At 68.5% G+C, this 19091-nt stretch carries 17 protein-coding genes; 3 read left to right on the top strand and 14 right to left on the bottom strand.

Features of this window, described 5'->3' with window-relative positions:
• Window positions 1-11 precede the first annotated feature (11 nt).
• The 9 genes from egtE to NM962_09585 form a co-directional block, all read right to left on the bottom strand.
• Entirely contained in the window at window positions 12-1094 is a 1083-nt protein-coding gene (gene egtE / locus NM962_09625) for an ergothioneine biosynthesis PLP-dependent enzyme EgtE (protein UVO14229.1), read from the bottom strand.
• Window positions 1091-2056: an L-histidine N(alpha)-methyltransferase gene (gene egtD / locus NM962_09620; protein UVO14228.1), complete on the bottom strand. Its 966-nt coding sequence runs from the start codon at window positions 2054-2056 to the stop codon at window positions 1091-1093. Before egtD ends, egtE begins: the two co-directional genes overlap by 4 nt.
• The gene (gene egtC, locus NM962_09615) at window positions 2053-2745 is read right to left on the bottom strand and encodes an ergothioneine biosynthesis protein EgtC (GenBank protein ID UVO14227.1); all 693 of its coding nucleotides are present in this window, start codon (window positions 2743-2745) and stop codon (window positions 2053-2055) included. The genes egtD and egtC overlap by 4 nt, the downstream gene beginning before the upstream one ends.
• Window positions 2745-4034: an ergothioneine biosynthesis protein EgtB gene (gene egtB / locus NM962_09610; GenBank protein ID UVO14226.1), complete on the bottom strand. Its 1290-nt coding sequence runs from the start codon at window positions 4032-4034 to the stop codon at window positions 2745-2747. The genes egtC and egtB overlap by 1 nt, the downstream gene beginning before the upstream one ends.
• Window positions 4031-5317, bottom strand: coding sequence for an ergothioneine biosynthesis glutamate--cysteine ligase EgtA (gene egtA, locus NM962_09605; GenBank protein UVO14225.1), 1287 nt, complete (start codon window positions 5315-5317; stop codon window positions 4031-4033). The genes egtB and egtA overlap by 4 nt, the downstream gene beginning before the upstream one ends.
• A 64-nt stretch (window positions 5318-5381) precedes the next feature.
• Window positions 5382-6044 (bottom strand): sensor domain-containing protein, encoded by a 663-nt coding sequence (locus NM962_09600; GenBank protein UVO14224.1) that lies wholly within the window; start codon window positions 6042-6044, stop codon window positions 5382-5384.
• Window positions 6037-7485, bottom strand: coding sequence for a catalase (locus tag NM962_09595; GenBank protein ID UVO14223.1), 1449 nt, complete (start codon window positions 7483-7485; stop codon window positions 6037-6039). The genes NM962_09600 and NM962_09595 overlap by 8 nt, the downstream gene beginning before the upstream one ends.
• A 134-nt stretch (window positions 7486-7619) precedes the next feature.
• Window positions 7620-8006, bottom strand: a complete 387-nt coding sequence (locus tag NM962_09590) for a hypothetical protein (GenBank protein UVO14222.1) — start codon at window positions 8004-8006, stop codon at window positions 7620-7622.
• 81 nt (window positions 8007-8087) lie between these two features.
• On the bottom strand, window positions 8088-8417 hold the full coding sequence (locus NM962_09585) for a hypothetical protein (GenBank protein UVO14221.1): 330 nt from the start codon (window positions 8415-8417) through the stop codon (window positions 8088-8090).
• Window positions 8418-8634: 217 nt separating this feature from the next.
• On the opposite strand from NM962_09585, the gene NM962_09580 reads away from it, so the two are divergent.
• Window positions 8635-9372 (top strand): hypothetical protein, encoded by a 738-nt coding sequence (locus NM962_09580; GenBank protein ID UVO14220.1) that lies wholly within the window; start codon window positions 8635-8637, stop codon window positions 9370-9372.
• On the opposite strand, the gene NM962_09575 is transcribed toward NM962_09580, so the two are convergent.
• The 3 genes from NM962_09575 to NM962_09565 all read right to left on the bottom strand — a co-directional run bounded on the left by NM962_09575 (window position 9365) and on the right by NM962_09565 (window position 12874).
• Window positions 9365-10471, bottom strand: a complete 1107-nt coding sequence (locus NM962_09575) for a DUF4185 domain-containing protein (protein UVO14642.1) — start codon at window positions 10469-10471, stop codon at window positions 9365-9367. The two genes, NM962_09580 and NM962_09575, sit on opposite strands and share 8 nt — an antisense overlap.
• Before the next feature lie 90 nt (window positions 10472-10561).
• Window positions 10562-11608 carry an aspartate-semialdehyde dehydrogenase gene (locus NM962_09570; protein ID UVO14219.1) on the bottom strand — a complete coding sequence of 349 codons (1047 nt, stop codon included), beginning with the start codon at window positions 11606-11608 and terminating at the stop codon, window positions 10562-10564.
• Window positions 11609-12874 carry an aspartate kinase gene (locus NM962_09565; protein ID UVO14218.1) on the bottom strand — a complete coding sequence of 422 codons (1266 nt, stop codon included), beginning with the start codon at window positions 12872-12874 and terminating at the stop codon, window positions 11609-11611.
• A gap of 281 nt (window positions 12875-13155) precedes the next feature.
• On the opposite strand from NM962_09565, the gene leuA reads away from it, so the two are divergent.
• Both leuA and NM962_09555 read left to right on the top strand, forming a co-directional pair.
• The gene (gene leuA, locus NM962_09560) at window positions 13156-15027 is read left to right on the top strand and encodes a 2-isopropylmalate synthase (GenBank protein UVO14217.1); all 1872 of its coding nucleotides are present in this window, start codon (window positions 13156-13158) and stop codon (window positions 15025-15027) included.
• Window positions 15028-15067: 40 nt separating this feature from the next.
• Window positions 15068-16897 carry a GAF domain-containing protein gene (locus tag NM962_09555; protein UVO14216.1) on the top strand — a complete coding sequence of 610 codons (1830 nt, stop codon included), beginning with the start codon at window positions 15068-15070 and terminating at the stop codon, window positions 16895-16897.
• On the opposite strand, the gene NM962_09550 is transcribed toward NM962_09555, so the two are convergent.
• The gene (locus tag NM962_09550) at window positions 16879-17988 is read right to left on the bottom strand and encodes an alpha/beta hydrolase (GenBank protein ID UVO14215.1); all 1110 of its coding nucleotides are present in this window, start codon (window positions 17986-17988) and stop codon (window positions 16879-16881) included. The two genes, NM962_09555 and NM962_09550, sit on opposite strands and share 19 nt — an antisense overlap.
• Before the next feature lie 107 nt (window positions 17989-18095).
• Window positions 18096-19085 (bottom strand): DEDDh family exonuclease, encoded by a 990-nt coding sequence (locus NM962_09545; GenBank protein UVO14214.1) that lies wholly within the window; start codon window positions 19083-19085, stop codon window positions 18096-18098.
• Window positions 19086-19091: the final 6 nt, after the last annotated feature.

The following is a 19091-nucleotide window of genomic DNA, read 5'->3' as shown; positions in this document are numbered from 1 at the left end:
CAGAACAGTCTTCATCCGCCGTGCGGCGCAGCGGCCAACGCCGTAGCGAGCACCTCCACGTCGTCCTCGGTGGTATCGACGTGCGGTGAGATTCGCAGCACGGGCACGGTCAGCTCCAGCGGTGCGCGTTCGACTCCGGCTGCGGTGGTGACGATCCCGTGTTCAGCGATCAGCCATGCCCGTACCGCCACCGGATCGGTTCCCGGGGGCGGTACCAAGGTGGTGATGGCGCTCGGTTCGTCGAGCTGCTCGACCACCCGCCAGCCGGGCAACTGAGCCAGCACCCGTCGGCTCCGGGCGCCCCCGTCGGCCAGCGCAGCACGAACCGCCACCGGCCCGGCCGCCAGGTGCTCCCCCAGTGCAACGGAGAACCCTACCTGCGCAGCGACGTTGACGTCACCGGCCTCCGGTCCGACCGCCGACAGTTCGGCCAACGCCGGCCGTAGCGCCAGCGCCCCGACACCGCGCGGCCCGGCAAGCCACTTGCGTGACGACGAATAGGCGGCATCGGCACCAACGGCGCAGTCGATCTGCCCCAGGGCCTGCGCCGCGTCGACAACCAGTGGAACGCCGAGCCCGCGGCAGATACCCGCCATCTGCGCCAGGGGCTGCACCAGCCCGCGGTGACTGCCGACCGGAGTCAGGTGCACCAGGCTCGGCGGGTCGGCGGCTAGTGCGGTCGCCGCCTCGTCGAGCACCAGACGGCCGGCGTCGTCCACCGGCAGCAGCCGCCAGCTGAACCCGTGCGCCGCCATCACCGCCAGATTCGGGCCGTACTCGCCGGGCAGGCAGGCCAAGGTGCGCTGCACCCCCGGCCATCGGGACAGCAGGAGATCCAGCGCATTTCGCGACCCGGTGGTGAACACCACGTCGGCATCGGCCATGCCGGTCAAGGCCGCGAATGCCGCCCGCCCGGCATCGAGTACCGGCACGGCCGCCTCGGCGGCGACGTAGCCACCGACCTCGGCTTCGTGACGGGCATGGCGGGCTGCGGCATCCAGTGCCGCATAGCTCTGCCGTGAGCAGGCCGCACTGTCCAGGTGCAGCCCGGCGACCGGTGGGCGCGCGGCGCGCCAGCTGTCGGCGAGGCTCATTTGATGGCGAGCGACAGGCCGAAATCACCTGCCGCGTCGGTCCACCACCGTCTGCGTCGCAGACCCGCGTCGGCCAGTTCGTCGGCCACCTGCTCCGGACGGAATTTGCAGGACACCTCGGTCAGCATCTCCTCACCGGCCACGAAATCGACAGCCATGTCCAGCGCACCGACTACGACATGCTGGGCGCGGCGGGCCCTCAGCCACATCTCGATCCGCTGTTCCGCCGAATTCCAGCGCGCCACATGGGCGAACTCGTCCAGGTCGAAGTCGGCATCGAGTTCACGATTCACCACCGCGAGCACGTTACGGTTGAACGCCGCGGTCACCCCGGCCGCATCGTCGTAGGCACACACCAGCCTGCCGGTGTCTTTGACCAGATCGGTGCCCAGCAAGAGGCCATCACCGTCATGCATGACTGCGGCGAGGTCTGCCAGGAAATCGGCACGTGGACCCGGTGTCAGGTTGCCGATGGTCGATCCCAGAAACACGAACAATCGTCTGCCACCGTCGGGGATCTGCGCCAGATGGTGCTCGAAGTCGCCGCAGACACCGTCCACTCGCACGCCGGGATAGTCACCGGCAATCGCCTCCCCCGCCGTCTCCAGCACCCCGGCGTCCACGTCGAACGGGATGAATCGGCGCAGCGTCCCGGCGTCCTGCAGTGCGTCGAGCAGCATCCGGGTTTTTTCCGAGGTGCCGCTGCCCAGTTCGACCAGGGTGTCCGCACCCGACAGCGCCGCCACCTCGCCCGAATGTGCCCGCAGGATCTCCGCCTCGGCGCGGGTCGGGTAATACTCGGGCAGCCGGGTGATCTGGTCGAACAGCTCGCTGCCGACGTCATCGTAGAACCACTTGGGTGGCAAAGACTTCGGATGCTGCGCCAGCCCTTGGCGGACATCGGCCCGCAGTGCGGTGCGCGCCGCGTCGGCCGCCAGATGATTGGCTATCGAGACCGTCATCGGATGGCATCCAAGGCCGTGACACGGACCTCGCCGTCGTACGCTTCCACCAGGTGCTTGTCTGGGATATCCACCCAGCGTGGGTCGTCGTCGTAGGGCTCGCTGGCCAGCACCACCCCATCGGCACCGTGCAACATCGACAAGGTATCTCCCCAGGTCGTCGCCAACATCCGGGAACCGTTGGCAGCCACTATGTTCAGTCGCGCTTGCGGGTCAGCCGCACCGATCTCCGTGATCACCTCGCCCAGCGATGCCACCCCGCGGGCAAAGATCGCCGCCGACAGTACGGCACTGTCACACACCGATTCGGCACGATCGGTGACAGTCAGGACTTCGCGGTTCACCACGCCGTTGTGCGACAGCAGCCAACTGCCGTCGGTGAACGGCGCGGTGGCGCTGGCCTCGATGGGCATCCCGACAGTGGCTGAACGCACCGCGGCCACCACGCAGTGGCTGGCCAGCATCGGGGCGATCGAGGCGAACGACCCGTCGCTCCACAGTGGCGCCGCGCTGCGCCACCGCCGCGGCACGTCGCCGTCGAAAAGTCCTGCACCCCAACCGTCTGCGTTGAGCAACCCGTGCTGCTGTCGGCGCGGAGCGTAGGACTGCACCAGCAGGCCCTGCGGCGGCTCCAGCATCAGCTCGGCCAACGACCGCGGCCGGCCCAGCCAGCCCAGGTGCCGGCACATCAGGCGTCCCAGGCCAGTCGGACACCGGCGAAGATCTGCCGCCGATAGGGGTGGTCCCAGTTGCGGAAGCTCGGCCGCAGGATCTCGCCGGCCACCGCCCACGAGCCGCCGCGCAGCACCCGGTAGTCGCCACCGAAGAACGGCTCCGAATAGCGTTGGTAGATCATCGGAGAAAAGCCCGGCCATGGCCGCAGCGGCGAGCTCGTCCACTCCCAGACATCGCCGAGGAGTTGTTGCACGCCATAGGCCGACGCCCCGTCCGGGTAGGCCCCGACCGGCGCCGGTCGCAGCGCCGCCCCGCCGAGGTTGGCCACCTCGGCCGACGGATCGGTGCCGCCCCAGGGGTAGCGGCGTCGCGCGCCTGCGGACGGATCCCAGGCGCAGGCCTTCTCCCATTCGATCTCGGTGGGCAGCCGGGCCCCGGCCCATGCCGCGTATGCCTGCGCCTCGAAGTAGCTGATGTGCTGCACCGGCTCGTCGTCGGGGAGGGTCTCGGCGTGGCCGAACCGGACCCGGGATCGATGGTCGGGGCCCCAGAACTCCGGCGCGGTCAACCCGGCCTGCACACAGTGACGCCAACCCCGTTCGCTCCACCACTGAGGGCGCCGGTAGCCGCCGTCGTCGATGAACTCCCGCCATTCGCGATTGGTCACCGGCACTCGGCCGATCCGGAACGCCGCCACCTCGACGCGGTGCGCGGGGCGCTCGTTGTCGAGCGAGAAGGGCTCATCGGCGGCGTCGACGCCGAGCACGAATTCACCGCCCGGTACCAGCACCGAGGTTCCCGCCCAGTCCGGCCGCCCGGCGGGCAGGCCGCCCCCGGCGCCGAGCAGCGGCGCGCCGGCACGCAGGTTCAGCGCCTGCAGCATGGTCTCGTCGTGCTGGTGTTCATGACTGAGCACCAGGCCGAACACGAACCTGTCCGGGGGACCTCCCGCCTCCACGGGCAGGGACTCCAGCTTGTCGAAGACCTTGGAACGCACCGTGGCGCAATACTTCCGGGCCTGTTCAGGCGCCAACAGCGGCAGCTCGACGCGGCTGGCCCGCGGGTGGGTGAAGGCGTCGTAGAGGCCCTCGACATCGGCCGGGAGCATGCCGGGCCGCACCGGGTCCCCGTCGCGTAACAGCCACAGCTCCTCCTGCTGACCGATATGGGCCAGGTCCCACACCAGCGGGCTCATCAGCGGGTCGTATTGGCGGTGCAGCTCGGCGTCGTCGAAGTCGACGAGCGCCAGCGTGCGCTGCCGCGCCCGGGTCAGGTCGCGGGCCAATATTTCGGATGTGGTCATAACTGTCTGCGTGCCAATCGGGTCACCATCGCGGTGGCGCCGGTCCGGGTCACTTCGTCGGTGACGTCGTCGGCCGGGCAGCGACCTCGTTCGACCATGCCGACCAGCCGATCCATCCCGTCGCGCAGCGATGCCGGTGCCCGATCAGCGACCAGTCCAACGCAGTGTCCGGCCGCCGCATGCAGCCGCGGGTCGGCCAGGCCGATCCGGGCGGCGACGTCCCAGGCGGTAGCGACGGGGGCGACGGCGTCGGCGGCGCTGTCGGCGGCGACCGGGTCGTCGAGCAGGGTGGCCAGGGTGAATATCAGTGCCGGCCAGAGGGTGTCGTCGACACTGTCGAGGTAGCGGATCTCCAGCCATCCGCGCGGCCGCACCGGCGGAAACAGTGTGGTCAGGTGGTAGTCGAGGTCTTTGGTGCCGGCTCGGCGATCGCCGAGCCGCACCCGCCCGTCGGCCCAGTCGGCGAACGGCACGTAGCGGCTGACCGGAATCGCTTCGGGAGTGTGCACCAGCATGACGGGCGCTTTGAGCGCGTACCGCGCCCAGTCGGTGGCGGGGTCGGTGCCGTCTAGGCCGAGGACGGGACCGCAGCGCGCCGAGTCCAGCCGGCTCCACACCCGCTGCCGGGTGGAGCGCCAGCCAGAGGACTCTCCGGCCAGCAGCGGTGAGTTCGCGGCGATCGCGACCATCGTCGGGCCCAGGGCGTGGGCCAGCCGGATACGGTCGGCCCAACCGGAACGTGTACCGGCATCCAGATTGAGCTGGACCGACGCCGTCGATGTCATCATCGCCGCACCGGCCGAACCGGTGTGGCTGGCGGCGAAGAACTGTTCCATGGCCGCGTAACGCTCACCGGGGTTGACCCGCTCCGTGGGCCGCAGCGGGTCGGCGCCCAGCTGTACCAGCCCTAGGCCGGCGTCGGCGAACGCCGCCCGCAGCACCGCCTGGTCGGCCGCCATCGCGTCGATCGCGGCGAGGGCATCGGTCAGCGGTGGGCCGGAGAGCTCCACAGCACCGCCGGGCTCGACCGTGACGACACTGCCGCCCGGCAAGGCCGGCAGAGGCCGCAGCACGTCACCGATCTCGGCCCAGCCGGGCCGACGGTGCGGGTCGGTCGGGTCGAAGCAGTGTGCTTCGATCTCCAAACCCACCCGGCCGTGCGGGGCGTCGGTGAGGCAACGCTGCGTGATGTAGTCCGCGGCGTCGGCGGCACCGGACAGCTCGGGGCCGCCCAGGCAAGATTCATCTCCGCGGGACAGTTGCGTCGCCGCGGCGAACCCCATATCAACCCCTCCGCCCGTCGATCTTCCCGACGCTACCGGAGAGGGGCGACAAGCGGACCGGTGATTATTGACCTAGGGAGTTCTGCATCGCTCCTGCCAGCACGTTCACCGCCGGGCCGGCGTTACCGGACTGGCAGACCTTGGCCTGCAACAAGACGTTGGCCCGCAGCCGGGTCTGGTTGAAACAGCGCCGGTCCGTGCCGGCCTCCTGCTTGGTCCAGGCCGCGTCCGTAGCCGTGGCCGGCCCGCCGCTGAACTCCCAGACCTGGGTAACTCCGTTGTCCAGATGCATCGCGGTGGTGCGGCCCGAACAGCCGCCGGTCCGGTCGACGACACGGTGGAACGCTGCGGCGGCAGCATCGTTGGTGGCGAACACCCCCACCGCCTGCTTGACGAAATGGCCCTGATCGGTGGCCGAGGTCTGGGTGACGGCGCTGTTGAACGATGCCAGGTCGGGATCGTTGTAGACCTCGGGCAGTCCGACGTCGGCCCAGTTGTTGCATGCCGGGTCATCGACCCAGTAAGCCTGGAACGGCTGGCCGGAGACGGCTTCGAAGCCCATCGGGGCCCCGACGATGTTGCCGACCGAACCCTTCGGCAGCACCGCGTAGGAGACCACGCCGGGTTCGGAGGGCCCGGCGGCGGCGACCGGAGTGACCGCTGCACCGACAGCGGCCAGTCCCAGCCCCGCCAGCAAAGTCGCGGCGGACCGCCGGCCGTCAGGCAAGGTTGGCTCGCACCCCGGCCTCCACCGCGCGACCCAGATCGGGGTCGACGTTGCGCCAGTACTCGAACACCCGGGACAGCACCGGCTCGGTGACACCGGCCGACACGTGGCCAATAATATTGGCAGCCAACCGCTTCCGAGCGTCGTCATCGAGGACATCGCGGACCAGAGTCCGGGCCTGGCTGAAGTCGTCGTCGTCGGGGCGCAGCGTGTAGGCGGAGCGCACCATGTCCCCGTCGGCGTGCCATCGCACTTCGGCAGCACGCGCCGGGTCAGCCTTGGGGCCGCCCATCGAGTTCGGCGCGTACACCGGGTCCGTCGCATTGACGAACCGCATGGCACCGTCTTTGGAGTAGCTGTGCACCTCGGATTTCGGTGCATTGACCGGCAATTGACTGTAGTTCGTCCCGATCCGGGCCCGGTGGGCGTCGGCGTAGGAGAAACCTCGAGCCAGCAGCATCTTGTCCGGGCTCAAACCGGTGCCGGGCACCATGTTGTTGGGCTGGAACGCCGCCTGCTCGATCTCACTGTGATAGTCGCTGACATTGCGGTCCAGGGTCAGCGTGCCGACGTCGATCAGCGGGTAGTCGGCGTGCGGCCACACCTTGGTCAGATCAAACGGGTTGTAGCGGTAGGTCTTTGCCTCCTCGAACGGCATGATCTGCATCTTCAGCGTCCAACTCGGATATTCACCGCGCTCGATCGCCTCGTAGAGGTCCCGCTGGTGGTAGTCGGCATCGACGCCGGCCAACCGGTCGGCCTCATCCTGGGCGAGGAACTCCACACCCTGGTCGCTGATGAAGTGGTATTTGACCCAGAAGATCTCTCCGGCGGCGTTGATCCAGCTATAGGTGTGACTGGAGTAGCCGTTCATGTGACGCCAGTTCTTCGGGATGCCCCGGTCTCCCATCAGCCAGGTGACCTGGTGAGCCGACTCCGGTGTGAGGCTCCAGAAGTCCCACTGCATGTTGTGGTCGCGCAAGTTGCTGGCCGCGCGACGCTTCTGCGAGCGGATGAAGTGTTGGAACTTCAACGGATCACGCATGAAAAAGACCGGGGTGTTGTTGCCAACCAGGTCAAAGTTGCCCTCAGAGGTGTAGAACTTCGTCGCGAAACCGCGGGGGTCCCGCCAGGTGTCTGGGCTGCCCCGCTCGCCGGCGACGGTGGAAAACCTTGTCAGCGTTTCGGTCTTGGCGCCCGGCGCGAACACCGCGGCCCTGGTGTACTTGGTGACGTCTGCGGTGACCTCGAAGTGCCCAAATGCCCCACCGCCCTTGGCGTGCGGCTGACGTTCCGGGGTGCGCTCCCGGTTGAACATCGCCATCTGCTCGATCAGATAGTGATCCTGCAACAGGATGGGACCATCCGGGCCGATCGTCAGCGACTCACCGTCGCTGGGCGCCGGGATTCCGGAATCGGTAGTGGTGTGGTGCTCGGTCATCTGCTTGTCTCCTCTTGCGCTCAAGAGCCTGTGACTCAACGCGTTCGACTCAGACCGCCAACGAGTGTGCGATTACCTACGGCTGACATGGCACGTCGCGCAGGAAACCGCACACTCGGCAGCTTTGGAAAGGATCAGCGGTGCGGGGGCGGCGACGGCGGGGGTGGCGGCGCGGGTGCCGACGGCGGAGCTGGTGGCCCGCCGGGCCCGCCGGGGCCATTACCCGGGCCGGCCGGCCGGAATCCCGGCCACCCCGGTTCCTCACCGGGGCCCATCGGCCCGAAACCCGGGCCGCCGGGTCCGAAGCCGGGGCCCATCGGAGGACCGTGATGCATCATGCACGGTCCGTGGTGGTGATGCCCGTACCAACCGCCGCCGCTGAGGTAAACGCCGGTGCCGAAGATGACGGCCGCGACGAAGACGGTTCCGGCGACGATCACCACCCAGGCGGCGGCTTGGTAGAGCCGGTTCGGCGGTGGTGACGGAGGAGGCGGTGTGGTGGAAACTGGCGACTCGCTCATACCGATCCATCATGCCCCACAACGACGCCGGCCGCCGCCCTTCGGGAGGGGCGGCGGCCGGTTGCTCGTGGCCGGACCGGGCTACCGGCCGGATGGCGGGGCCTGGGTGGTCACCGAAGGCGGCAACTCACCGGGTCCCCACTGGTCCGGGCCGGGTCCCATCGGCCCCGGTCCGCGGTGGTGGCCCTTGTGGAACATCGCGTGCTGGCCGTGATGCCCGTGATGTCCGTGGCAGTGGTGCCCGCCCGGGCCGCCGCGGCTGACCCAGACTCCGGCGAAGAAGATCGACGAGACGATGAAGACGATGCCGGCGACGATGGCGACCCAGGCCGCGAGCCGGTAGAGCCAGTAGGGTTTGGGCTCACCCGGCGGTGCCGGTGGGGTGGTTGTGGTGTCAGGTGTTTCGCTCATACAAGGCATCCTGCCGGGGGCAACACCCGGCGCCGCTAGGTCTTGGCTATGCATCAGCTATGAGCCGGAGCGCCCAGCCACCCTATAAATTGGGTCAGAAAGTCCAGGGGAAACCCTGTATCCCCGTCCCGCCCCGAACTCCTAGCATCGCCCTCAGAACCAGCCATCAGGGCCGGGAACAGCAGGGGAAGGCACAACAATGGGGAATCTCAAACGTGTGGGCAGCCTTAGCGTCTTGGCGGCCGCGGCGGGCATCGGTGCCGCGTTGGCGGCTACACCGGGGGTCGCTTTCGCCGGGACATCGTCGGTGGACGGCGGTGCCGGCGCACTGGGCGTCGTCGCCGCCTTTGCAGCGGCGGACGTTAGCGACGCGGTCGCTGGGATCGGTGCGGCGGGCTCGATAACCCCGCCCACCATCCCCACCGACTATGCCAACTTCGCCATCTCGTTCAGCGGGATTCCGTTGTACCAGTCCGGTACCGCGTTTGCCGTGTCAGACTTCGGCAACCTTGCGATCGCCCACGGTGACGGCGCCGTCGCCACAGCGTGGCACGGCCTGTTCAACTACGCCTCGGCCACCGGCGACCACAGCGTCGCCGGCGCCGGGACTGGCGGCGGATCGTTCAACACCGCCACCGTGGAGGGTGAGAACAGCGCCGCGTATGCGGGGTGGGTCAACGGAGTCACCGCGAACGGCAATGTCGCCAGCGTCACCGGTGACTTCTCCACGGCCTACGCGGGAGTCCCCAACGGGGGGATTGCGGGCGGCAGCTTCAACTCGTCCACAGTTGAAGGCGCGCACTCCTTCGCCACCACCGGCCTTGACGGCAGTAGCGGCAACGTGGCCAGCGCCATCGGCGACTACACGACGGACGTCGTCCCCAGCTCCGGCGTCGCGGGCGCCGACCTGTTCGACGATGGCTTCTGGGCCGACCTGTGGCACCTGTTCAGCTGACCGACCAGGGCTTGAACGGGTTCACCGCGAACTGGATCACCCGATAGGGCGCGCGGTCACGCGGCTGGGTATTCCACTGGCTGACAAACACGCGCAACTCATCGAGGGTTGATCCCGGCGAGATGTAGCCGCCGTAGGGCTGGGCCAGCCGGTTGTCGTAGGGCGACGGCAGGGTCTCGACGGGCACCGGCGGATCCGGCCACTCGGCGTGCTGCACCACCGTGGTCACCGGGGCGGTGCCCAACCCGGTCGGTTCGTAGGCCACCCGCACTTCCATGTTCCCGGTGGTGCCGTTGAAGTAGGACAGCACCGGCCTGCCGTCGATCTGGCGCAGGCTGAGCTCACCGATCTGGTCGTTCCACAGCGGCGTGGGCGCATGGCCCCAGCCCGCGGTGGCCGACCAGCCCTGCCAGGCCGCCCGGTCGGTGAACTTGGCCGGCGCGACCCGGTACAGCGTCACCGATGCGCTGCGGTCAAAGTTGTTGGCCACCACGTACACCCAGCCGGTGACCGAATCCGGGGTCGGAACCGGATCGTAGTAACCACTGATCTGCGACTGACCGTAATCCTGATACGACGCGGGCCGCACCGATCCCGGCACCGTCTGCCAACCCGGTTGCGCCGGATCGGCTTTCACCAGCCGTGAGCTTTGCGGCACCAGCATCTCGGCGGTGGTCACCATCAGATAATTGGTCCGGTTGATCGAGACGATCCCGGCCGGCAGCTGCGTACTGCCCGCGGGGCCCGGGTCGGCCAACAAGGGCTTGTCCACCCCGAGCACCCCGGTGTAGCGCACCCCGTCGGAGTCATCGACCGAATCGGGATCCAACCGCAGCGCGATCGGCGAATACCAGCCGCCATACCCGACGCCCTGACCGGCGAAGCTATCCCCACAGATCTGCAGTACCGCGCTGGGGAACTCCATGAACTCACACAGGTCGGTGGCGCCGATACCGTAATCGCCGGTGGGCGTTCCGGTTCCGGCACTGGGCCCGATTCGCACCACTTGGCCTTCGGCCAGGGGCCACAGCACCGGACGCGGAATGGGTGCGGGCGGCTCGGCGTGCGCTACCCCAGGTAGCGCCAACAGCAGCGCCATCAACGCCGCGCCCGCCGAGCGTGTACTCAGCCCGAAAAATCGCGGAAAATTTCGGGCTGAGTACACGTTCGGCGCCTCGGCAGGGCCGCGTCAGGACCCGGAAGATCCAGCCAGCAGCTCGGCGATCTGAATCGTGTTGAGCGCCGCACCTTTACGCAGATTGTCCCCGGAGACGAACAACGCCAGGCCACGCCCGTCGGGGGCGCCCGGGTCAACCCGGATTCGGCCCACCAGCGAGTCGTCGGCGCCGGCGGCAGCCAACGGGGTCGGCACGTCGGTCAGCGTCACACCCGGGGCGTCGGCCAGGATCTCGGCGGCCCGTTGCGGCGACAGCGGGCGGGCGAACTCGGCGTTGATCGACAGCGAGTGCCCGGTGAAGACCGGCACGCGAACACACGTGCCGCTCACCAAAAGCTCTGGCACACCCAGGATCTTGCGGCTCTCGTAGCGCAGCTTCTGGTCCTCGTCGGTCTCGCCCGAGCCGTCGTCAACCAGCGAGCCCGCCAGCGCGACCACGTTGAACGCGATGGGTGCGACGTACTTGTTCGGAGCCGGGAAATCCACGGCACTACCGTCGTGCACCAGTTGCTCGGCGCCGTCGACGACCGCACGGACCTGCGTCGCCAGCTCTTGCACGCCGGCCAGCCCGCTACCCGAAACCGCCTGGTAGGTCGAGACGATCAGCCGGGTCAGGCCGGCCTCGTCGTGCAGCGGCTTAAGCACCGGCATCGCCGCCATCGTGGTGCAGTTCGGGTTGGCGATGATGCCCTTGGCCAACTGCTTCCCGCGCACGTCGCGGTCGAAGTTCACCTCCGAAACCACCAGCGGGACATCGGGGTCCTTGCGCCACGCCGACGAGTTGTCGATCACCGTGACCCCGGCGGCAGCGAACCGCGGCGCCTGCACCCGCGACATCGTTGCCCCGGCGGAGAACACCGCGATGTCCAGCCCGGACGGGTCCGCGGTCTCGGCGTCCTCGACCTCGATCTCGGCGCCGCGGAATTCCAGCTTGCGTCCAGCCGAACGCGCCGAGGCAAAGAATCGCACCTGCTCGGCCGGGAAGCTGCGCTCCTCCAGCAGGGCGCGCATCACCTGGCCGACCTGGCCGGTCGCACCGACCACACCGATGGAAACCATTTAGCGCCCCGTCCCGCCGTAGACCGTGGCCGCCTCGTCGGTGCCGAGACCAAAGGCCTCGTGCAGCGAAACGACGGCCTTGTCCAGATCATCTTCGGCGCACAGCACCGAGATGCGAATCTCGGAGGTGGAGATCAGGTCGATGTTGACTCCGTTGTCGGCCAGCGTCTCGCAGAAGGTGGCCGTCACGCCCGGGTGGCTGCGCATCCCGGCGCCGATCAGCGACACCTTGCCCACCTTGGCGTCGTAAAGCACCTCGGTGAAGCCGATCTCGCCCTTGAGCGATTCCAGCTTGGCCACCGCGGCCGGCCCGTTGTCGCGCGGGCAGGTGAAGGTGATGTCGGTCTTGCCGTCCTCAATCTTCGAGACGTTCTGCAACACCATGTCGATGTTGATGTCGGCGTCGGCGACGGCGCGGAAGATCTTGGCCGCGTAGCCGGGCAGGTCGGGGATGCCGACCACGGTCACCTTGGCTTCGCTGCGGTCGTGTGCGACTCCGGTCAGGATGGCGTCTTCCATGGGGATGTCCTTGATCGATCCGGAAACGATGGTGCCGGGCTTGTCCGAGTAGGAGGACCGGACGTGGATGGGCAGGTGGTAGCGGCGGGCGTACTCCACGCAGCGCAGCATGAGCACCTTGGCGCCGCACGCGGCCAGTTCGAGCATCTCCTCGAAGGTGACGGTGTCCAGGCGCTTGGCGTTGGGCACGATGCGCGGGTCGGCACTGAAGATGCCGTCGACGTCGGTGTAGATCTCGCAGACGTCGGCTTTGAGCGCTGCGGCCAGCGCGACCGCGGTGGTGTCCGAGCCGCCGCGGCCCAAGGTGGTGACGTCCTTGGTGTCCTGGCTGACGCCCTGGAAACCGGCAACCAGCACCACCTGGTCTTCGCCGAGCGCGGCCTGCAGCCGGCCCGGGGTGACGTCGATGATCTTGGCCTTGCCATGCGCACCGGTGGTGATGACTCCGGCCTGCGACCCGGTGAACGAGCGAGCGTTGCAGCCCAGCTCCTCGACGGCCATCGCGACCAGGGCATTGGAGATCCGCTCCCCGGCGGTCAGCAACATGTCCAGTTCACGGGCCGGCGGAGCGGAACAGACCTGCTGCGCGAGGTCCAGAAGGTCATCCGTGGTGTCGCCCATCGCCGAGCAGACCACTACAACCTCGTTACCAGCTCTTTTGGTCTCGACGATGCGCTCGGCGACCCGGCGGACCCGGTCGGCGTCGGCCACCGACGATCCGCCGTATTTCTGCACGACGAGCGCCACGGTCGTCCTTTCCGCCGATCTGGGTGATCGGGCCTCTACCAGAACCTCAACAAGGATAGGGGAAGGACTTCGCCGGTTCACTCGGCCTCCGGGGCGAGGACGTGCGAGGACATCGCGCTGCGGCCGCAGGATCGGCGTGTAAGCTTCTCCACGTGCAGCGCGCGCTCCTGCTCGGACGCCGCGACGGGGTCTGACCAGGACCGGCTCCCCGTCGCGGGTTTCGCCGATGCGCCGGTTCTTGAGTCCACTGGACAAGTCCCTGACAAGCCGGAGCGAAAATCGTGACCACCTTTTCCCAGCCTTCTAGCCCTGACGCCTTCACGTCCACCCGTGCCATCACCAAACCCGCGGGACCACGGGGCCCCGGCCAACCCACCTGGAACCCTCAGCGCGGGTCGGCAATGCCGGTCAACCGGTACCGCAGCTTCGCCGATGAAGTCGAGAACATCACGCTGCCCGACCGCACCTGGCCGGACCGTGTCATCGACCGCGCCCCGCTGTGGTGCGCGGTGGATCTGCGCGACGGCAATCAGGCGCTGATCGACCCGATGAGCCCGGCCCGCAAGCGCCGGATGTTCGACCTGCTGGTGGCGATGGGCTACAAGGAGATCGAGGTCGGCTTCCCGTCGGCCAGCCAGACCGACTTCGACTTCGTCCGCGAGATCATCACCGAGGGCGCCGTGCCCGACGACGTCACCCTGCAGGTGCTGACCCAGTGCCGGGACGAGCTGATCGAGCGCACCTTTGCGGCCTGCGCGGGCGCGAAGAACGTGATCGTGCACTTCTACAACTCCACGTCGGTGCTGCAGCGCCGGGTGGTGTTCCGCGCGGATCAGGCGGCGGTGCAGGCCATCGCGGTGGCCGGGGCACGCAAGTGTCTGGAGGAGCAGGCCAAGTACCCGGACACCCGGTGGCGCTACGAGTACTCGCCGGAGTCCTACACCGGAACCGAACTGGCCTACGCCAAGGCGGTCTGCGACGCGGTCGGCGATGTGATTGCGCCGACCCCGGATAACCCGATCATCTTCAACCTGCCGGCCACCGTGGAGATGGCGACCCCGAACGTCTACGCCGACTCGATCGAGTGGATGAGCCGCAACCTGAAGCGTCGCGACTCGGTGATCCTGAGCCTGCACCCGCACAACGACCGCGGGACCGCGGTGGCCGCGGCCGAGCTGGGCTATGCGGCCGGGGCCGACCGGATCGAGGGCTGCCTGTTCGGCAACGGCGAACGCACCGGCAACGTCTGCCTGGTGACGCTGGGGCTGAACCTGTTCTCTCGCGGCGTGGACCCGCAGATCGACTTTTCCAACATCGACGAGATCCGCCGCACCGTCGAGTACTGCAACCAGCTGAACGTGCCCGAGCGCCACCCCTACGGCGGCGACCTGGTCTACACCGCGTTCTCCGGCAGCCACCAAGACGCCATCAACAAGGGCCTGGACCAGATGAAGATCGACGCGGACGAAGCCGATTCCGACGTCGACGACATGCTCTGGCAGGTGCCCTACCTGCCGATCGACCCCCGCGACGTGGGCCGTACCTACGAAGCGGTGATCCGGGTCAACTCGCAGTCCGGCAAGGGCGGCGTGGCGTATGTGATGAAGACCGACCACGGCCTGGTGCTGCCGCGCCGGCTGCAGATCGAGTTCTCGCGTGTGATCCAGCAACTGACCGACGGCGAGGGCGGCGAGGTCACGCCGAAGGAGATGTGGGATGCCTTCGCCGACGAGTACCTGAACCCGATCCGTCCGCTGGAGCGCATGCACCAGAAGCTGCTCGCCGCCGAGACCGACGACGGCACCGACCGCATCGAGGCCACCGTCTTGGTCGACGGCGTGGAGACCGAGATCACCGGGGCCGGCAACGGCCCGCTGGCCGCGTTTGTCGACGCACTGAGCAGCGTCGATGTCCAGGTCCATGTGCTGGACTATTCGGAGCACGCGATGAGTGCCGGTGAGGAGGCTCAGGCCGCGGCGTACGTGGAGGCTCGGATCAGCCGGCCGATCGCGAGCGCGGCGGAGCCGGGCGAAGCGGGTCGGACGCATGAGCAGAGCAACACCGTCTGGGGCGTCGGGATCGCACCGTCGATCACCACCGCGTCGCTGCGGGCGGTGGTCTCCGCGGTGAACCGGGCGGCCCGGCTCGGCTGACGCGACCTACGGGGGGGGCAGGCATGACGCGAGTGACGCGATGTCCGGGGATGACAACCCGCTGCTGAGGGCTGCCGCCGACCGGATGGCATTCCTGGAGTTCGGCCGGCCAAGCGTGGCGGGAGTATCCGACCTGGTTATCGCTTCGTGGGAGCGCAGCCGGGATGCCGGTGTGGATGCCGTCCGCCCGATCTCCACGTTCACCGGTGAGATCGACACCGATTCGCTGTTGGCGCGCTGCGCGCGCCCAGTGCTGGAGCAGTTGGGCGACGACACCTCCGCCGCCGACCTGCCGCTGGCCATCGGCCTGAGCGACCGCAAGGTGCGCGTCGTCCAACGGATCGACTCCTCCTCGACGGCCACCCGCCTGTTCGACCGGGTTCAATACGCGCCCGGATTCGACTTCTCGGAGGCGGCCGTGGGCACCAACGGGGCCGGAACCGTCTTCGAGTCGGGCCAGCCCGTCAGCATCGTCGGCCCGGAGCACTACAGCGAGAGCCTGGAGAACTTCGCCGCCTGTGGCGCTCCGATCCTCGACCCGGTCACCGGCCGTGTCGAGGGCGTCGTGGCGATCGCCACCTTGACCCAGGCGTGGAACCCCGTGATGCATGTTCTGGTCAAGAACGCCGCGAAGGAGATCAGCCGCAACCTGCTGCTGGACCGCAGCCAGACGCAACAGGCCGTCTTCGACGCCTACCTACGCGTCACGGCCCGGTCGGCCCGCGCGGCGGTGTTCGCCTTCGGTGCCGCGCTACTGATCGCCAGCCCCGCCGCCCAGCAGATGTTCGACGCCGGGGAACAGCAGGTGCTCCGCGACCACGCGACGTTCCTGCTGGCCCGCAGAGAACGCGCCAGCGACACAGTCGTGCTGCCGAGCAGCCAACGCATCGTTCGTATTCGCGGAACCCGTGTCTTCGCCGGTACCGAAGTCGCCGGCATGCTGGTGATCGCCGAACCGGCGACCTCTGGGCGCGCCGGATCGGCGGGGGCCGCCGCTGAGCCCGGCGTGGTCCCACTCGGGGTGACCACGCTGTTCGGCTCGCAGAAATCCCTGGCCGGCGGTCGCTCCCCGGCATGGGTGCGGGCCTGCGACGAACTACGCGAGGCACTGGAGAGCCAGATGCCGGTACTGCTGGTCGGCGAATCCGGAGTTGGCAAGTTCACTCTGGCGACGCAGCTTTTTCAATCGGTCCATCCCGGCGCTCGCAGCATCACCATCGACGCCGAACAGCTTGCGGCACACGGCGCGGCCAGCCCGCCCCCCAGCGGTCCGGGTGGGCCCGCTTTGCACATCGCGCGTGACATCGATCGGGCGAGCCCGGCGGGCATCGCAGCACTGAACGCCTACTTCGCAGCGGTCGAAGCGCTCGCCTTACCCAGCTGGGTGGTCGCGACGGTGTCGCAGGACCCGTACGGCTCAACGCCATCAGCGCCGGAGTTCGGTGAGCTGCTGAGCCACTTTCATGCCGCGATCACCGTGCCGCCGCTGCGATACCGCACCGATGATCTGCCGGGCATCACCGCCGCCCTGCTACGCGGGATCGCACCGGAACGCAAGGTACGGCTCAGCCCGGCGGCGCACCGGCTCATCAGCCGATACCCGTGGCCCGGCAACATTACTCAGCTGCGGGCGGCCTTGATGCATGCGCTTCGCCAACGCCAGATCGGCGAGATCGCCGACACCGACCTACCCGGATACTGCCAGAGCGTCGCCCGCCGGGCCTTGACTCAGCTCGAAGTCATCGAACGAGATGCGATCGTCGCGGCCCTGCGACAGGCCGGCGACAACCGGGCCGCCGCCGCGATGCACCTGGGGATGTCGCGGTCGAGTCTGTACCGGAAACTGAAGACCTACGGCATCACCACGTAGTCGTCGATCGCGTCCGGAACCGTCATCCAATCGGTCGCCTCGCGGATGTACTGGCCGATCTGGCGCAACGATCGGGTGGCCTCCGGCACCATCGGGCCGGCGATCTGGAACACGTGCATCTGGCCCGGCCACACCCGCAGTTGGACCGGCACGCCAACGCTGGCCAGGCTGTGCGCAACCAGCTGGGCGTCCTGCAACATGGCCTCGGAGCCGGAGACGTGGATCAGGGTGGGGCACATCCCGGATTCGATGTGGTCCAGAGGTTCGAAGACCTCCTCACGCGTGCCGTCCACCCGCCGGCGCTCGGCAGCGTGGGTGATCAGCTCGACCAGCGCATCGAAGGCCCTGGCCGGGAACATCGCATCGGTGCCGCTATTGGAGTGGGTGCGCCGAGACGCCTTGGCGATCTGGGTCAGCGGTGACATGCAGACGAGGGCCGCGGGTTGTTCGGCCTCATCGAGGAGTCGCTGGGCCAACGCCAGAGCCAGGTAGCCGCCGGCGGAGTCACCGGCCACCACGATCTGGTCCGGTGCATACCCCTGGCTACGCAGCCACTGATAACCCTCGTAGCAGTCGTCGAGCGCGGCGCCCACCGAGTGGTTGGGGATCTTGCGGTAGTCGACCGCCAATGCGGGGCTGTCCGCATACTTCGACAACATCGTGATCAACCGGTCATGGGTGTTGACACCGCACGTCAAGAATGCGCCGCCGTGCAGGTAGAGCACGACGCGCCCGGTGCCGTCCGCCGGCAGCACGCCGGCGGCGCGGACCAGCCGTGCCCTGCAGCGCGACAACCGGACCGTGTGGCGAACGCTGCCCGGGGCGGAGGGGACGACCCGGGCAGCGTGGTCCACCAGGCCCCACGGCCATGGCGCCTTCGGCAGCTGACTGCCGATGGCCAGGATGGGCCAGATGCTGAGTCGGGCGGCGAGCCCGACGAGTTGGCCGGCGAGACTGGGGCCGTCCTCCACGACCTCGTCGGGCATCGAGGAATCCCGCCGGCGCGCCGGGCTCGACGCGCCTCGACGAGCCCGTCCTAGCAGCGGGGTCACGCCGGGGGTTGCCCGGTCTTCGCGTACAGCGGTGGTCATCGCTGTACCGCCGATGACCGCAAATGTTTCGTCACGGTTAACAGCATGGCGTTATCCGTTCACCTGTCGATGTCCCAATTTGGGACACGCGCCGCCTCGGGCGGGCACTAAAACAGCGAGATCTGATCGCCGGCGACCCCGGTGTCGACGAACTCCTCGATGTCGGTGCCTTGGGCAACCCGGTCGACACAGGCCATGAAGTCGTAGTCAGAGACCATCGGCACACCCAGCTCGCGCGCCAGGTAGCCCTTGCCCTGCTCGGGGCGGTCGTCGTTGCAGATCACCAGTGACGTGTGGGTGTCGACGACGTCGCTGTAGGCCAGCCCCGCGTGCAGGATGCGTTCGACGAGCTCCTCATGGGTGCGGGTGCACTCCGCCGACAACGCCACCCGCATACCCTGCACCAGCGGGCGTCCCCGCACGTAGCGGCCCGGGTTGAGGTAGGCGCACGGCATCCGCGACGCCAGCGCCTTCAGCGGCCGTAGTTCCTCGTGGGTGATCCGCCCGTTGGGCCAGCGCCGCCGGGTCACCGGCCGCACCGGCAACCACACATCGCGCTCCCGGGCCCGCTGCAGCGCAGGCGCCAGCACGCCGGCCAGCACCCGGGCGTCATCGAGTGCGTCGTGCGCCCGGGTCTGGACCACGCCCCAGTGCGCGGCCAGCGTCTGCAACCGCAGGTTGGGCAGGCCCAGGTCCAACCGTCGCGCGAGTTCCAGGGTGCACATCACCGAATCGACGGGCAGTGCGGCGCCAGCCATCTCGGCTTCGGCCGCCAGGAAGGTGTAGTCGAACGCCACGTTGTGGGCCACCAGGGTGCGGCCGGACAGCAGCGCGACGACCTCGTCGACGACATCGGCGAACTGCGGCTGTCCGGCCAGCATCTCTGCGGTCAGTCCGTGCACGTGGGTGGGGCCCGGGTCGGTGCCCGGGTTGAGCAGGTGCGATACCGATTGCTCCACCCGGCCGTCGGCGTCGAGCGCCAGCGCAGCGACGCTGAGCACCCGCGCCTGCCCGGGCCGAAACCCCGACGTCTCGACGTCGACCACAACCCAGCCGTCGCCGGGTTCGCGAGCCGGACGGCCCCACCGAGCACTCATGTGACG

This window comes from Mycobacterium sp. SVM_VP21, from assembly GCA_024758765.1.
GTDB classification, from domain to species: Bacteria; Actinomycetota; Actinomycetes; order Mycobacteriales; family Mycobacteriaceae; genus Mycobacterium; species Mycobacterium heraklionense_C.
The sequence above is the reverse complement of the archived record's forward strand: the minus strand, read 5'-3'. Positions and strand labels throughout refer to the sequence as shown.

Coding starts and splice junctions, on each gene's coding strand:
- egtE (UVO14229.1), bottom strand. CDS start 1,094: ATGAGCCTCGCCGACAGCTGGCGCGCCGCGCGCCCACCGGTCGCCGGG.
- egtD (UVO14228.1), bottom strand. CDS start 2,056: ATGACGGTCTCGATAGCCAATCATCTGGCGGCCGACGCGGCGCGCACC.
- egtC (UVO14227.1), bottom strand. CDS start 2,745: ATGTGCCGGCACCTGGGCTGGCTGGGCCGGCCGCGGTCGTTGGCCGAG.
- egtB (UVO14226.1), bottom strand. CDS start 4,034: ATGACCACATCCGAAATATTGGCCCGCGACCTGACCCGGGCGCGGCAG.
- egtA (UVO14225.1), bottom strand. CDS start 5,317: ATGGGGTTCGCCGCGGCGACGCAACTGTCCCGCGGAGATGAATCTTGC.
- NM962_09595 (UVO14223.1), bottom strand. CDS start 7,485: ATGACCGAGCACCACACCACTACCGATTCCGGAATCCCGGCGCCCAGC.
- NM962_09590 (UVO14222.1), bottom strand. CDS start 8,006: ATGAGCGAGTCGCCAGTTTCCACCACACCGCCTCCTCCGTCACCACCG.
- NM962_09585 (UVO14221.1), bottom strand. CDS start 8,417: ATGAGCGAAACACCTGACACCACAACCACCCCACCGGCACCGCCGGGT.
- NM962_09575 (UVO14642.1), bottom strand. CDS start 10,471: ATGGCGCTGCTGTTGGCGCTACCTGGGGTAGCGCACGCCGAGCCGCCC.
- NM962_09570 (UVO14219.1), bottom strand. CDS start 11,608: ATGGTTTCCATCGGTGTGGTCGGTGCGACCGGCCAGGTCGGCCAGGTG.
- NM962_09555 (UVO14216.1), top strand. CDS start 15,068: ATGTCCGGGGATGACAACCCGCTGCTGAGGGCTGCCGCCGACCGGATG.
- NM962_09550 (UVO14215.1), bottom strand. CDS start 17,988: ATGACCACCGCTGTACGCGAAGACCGGGCAACCCCCGGCGTGACCCCG.
- NM962_09545 (UVO14214.1), bottom strand. CDS start 19,085: ATGAGTGCTCGGTGGGGCCGTCCGGCTCGCGAACCCGGCGACGGCTGG.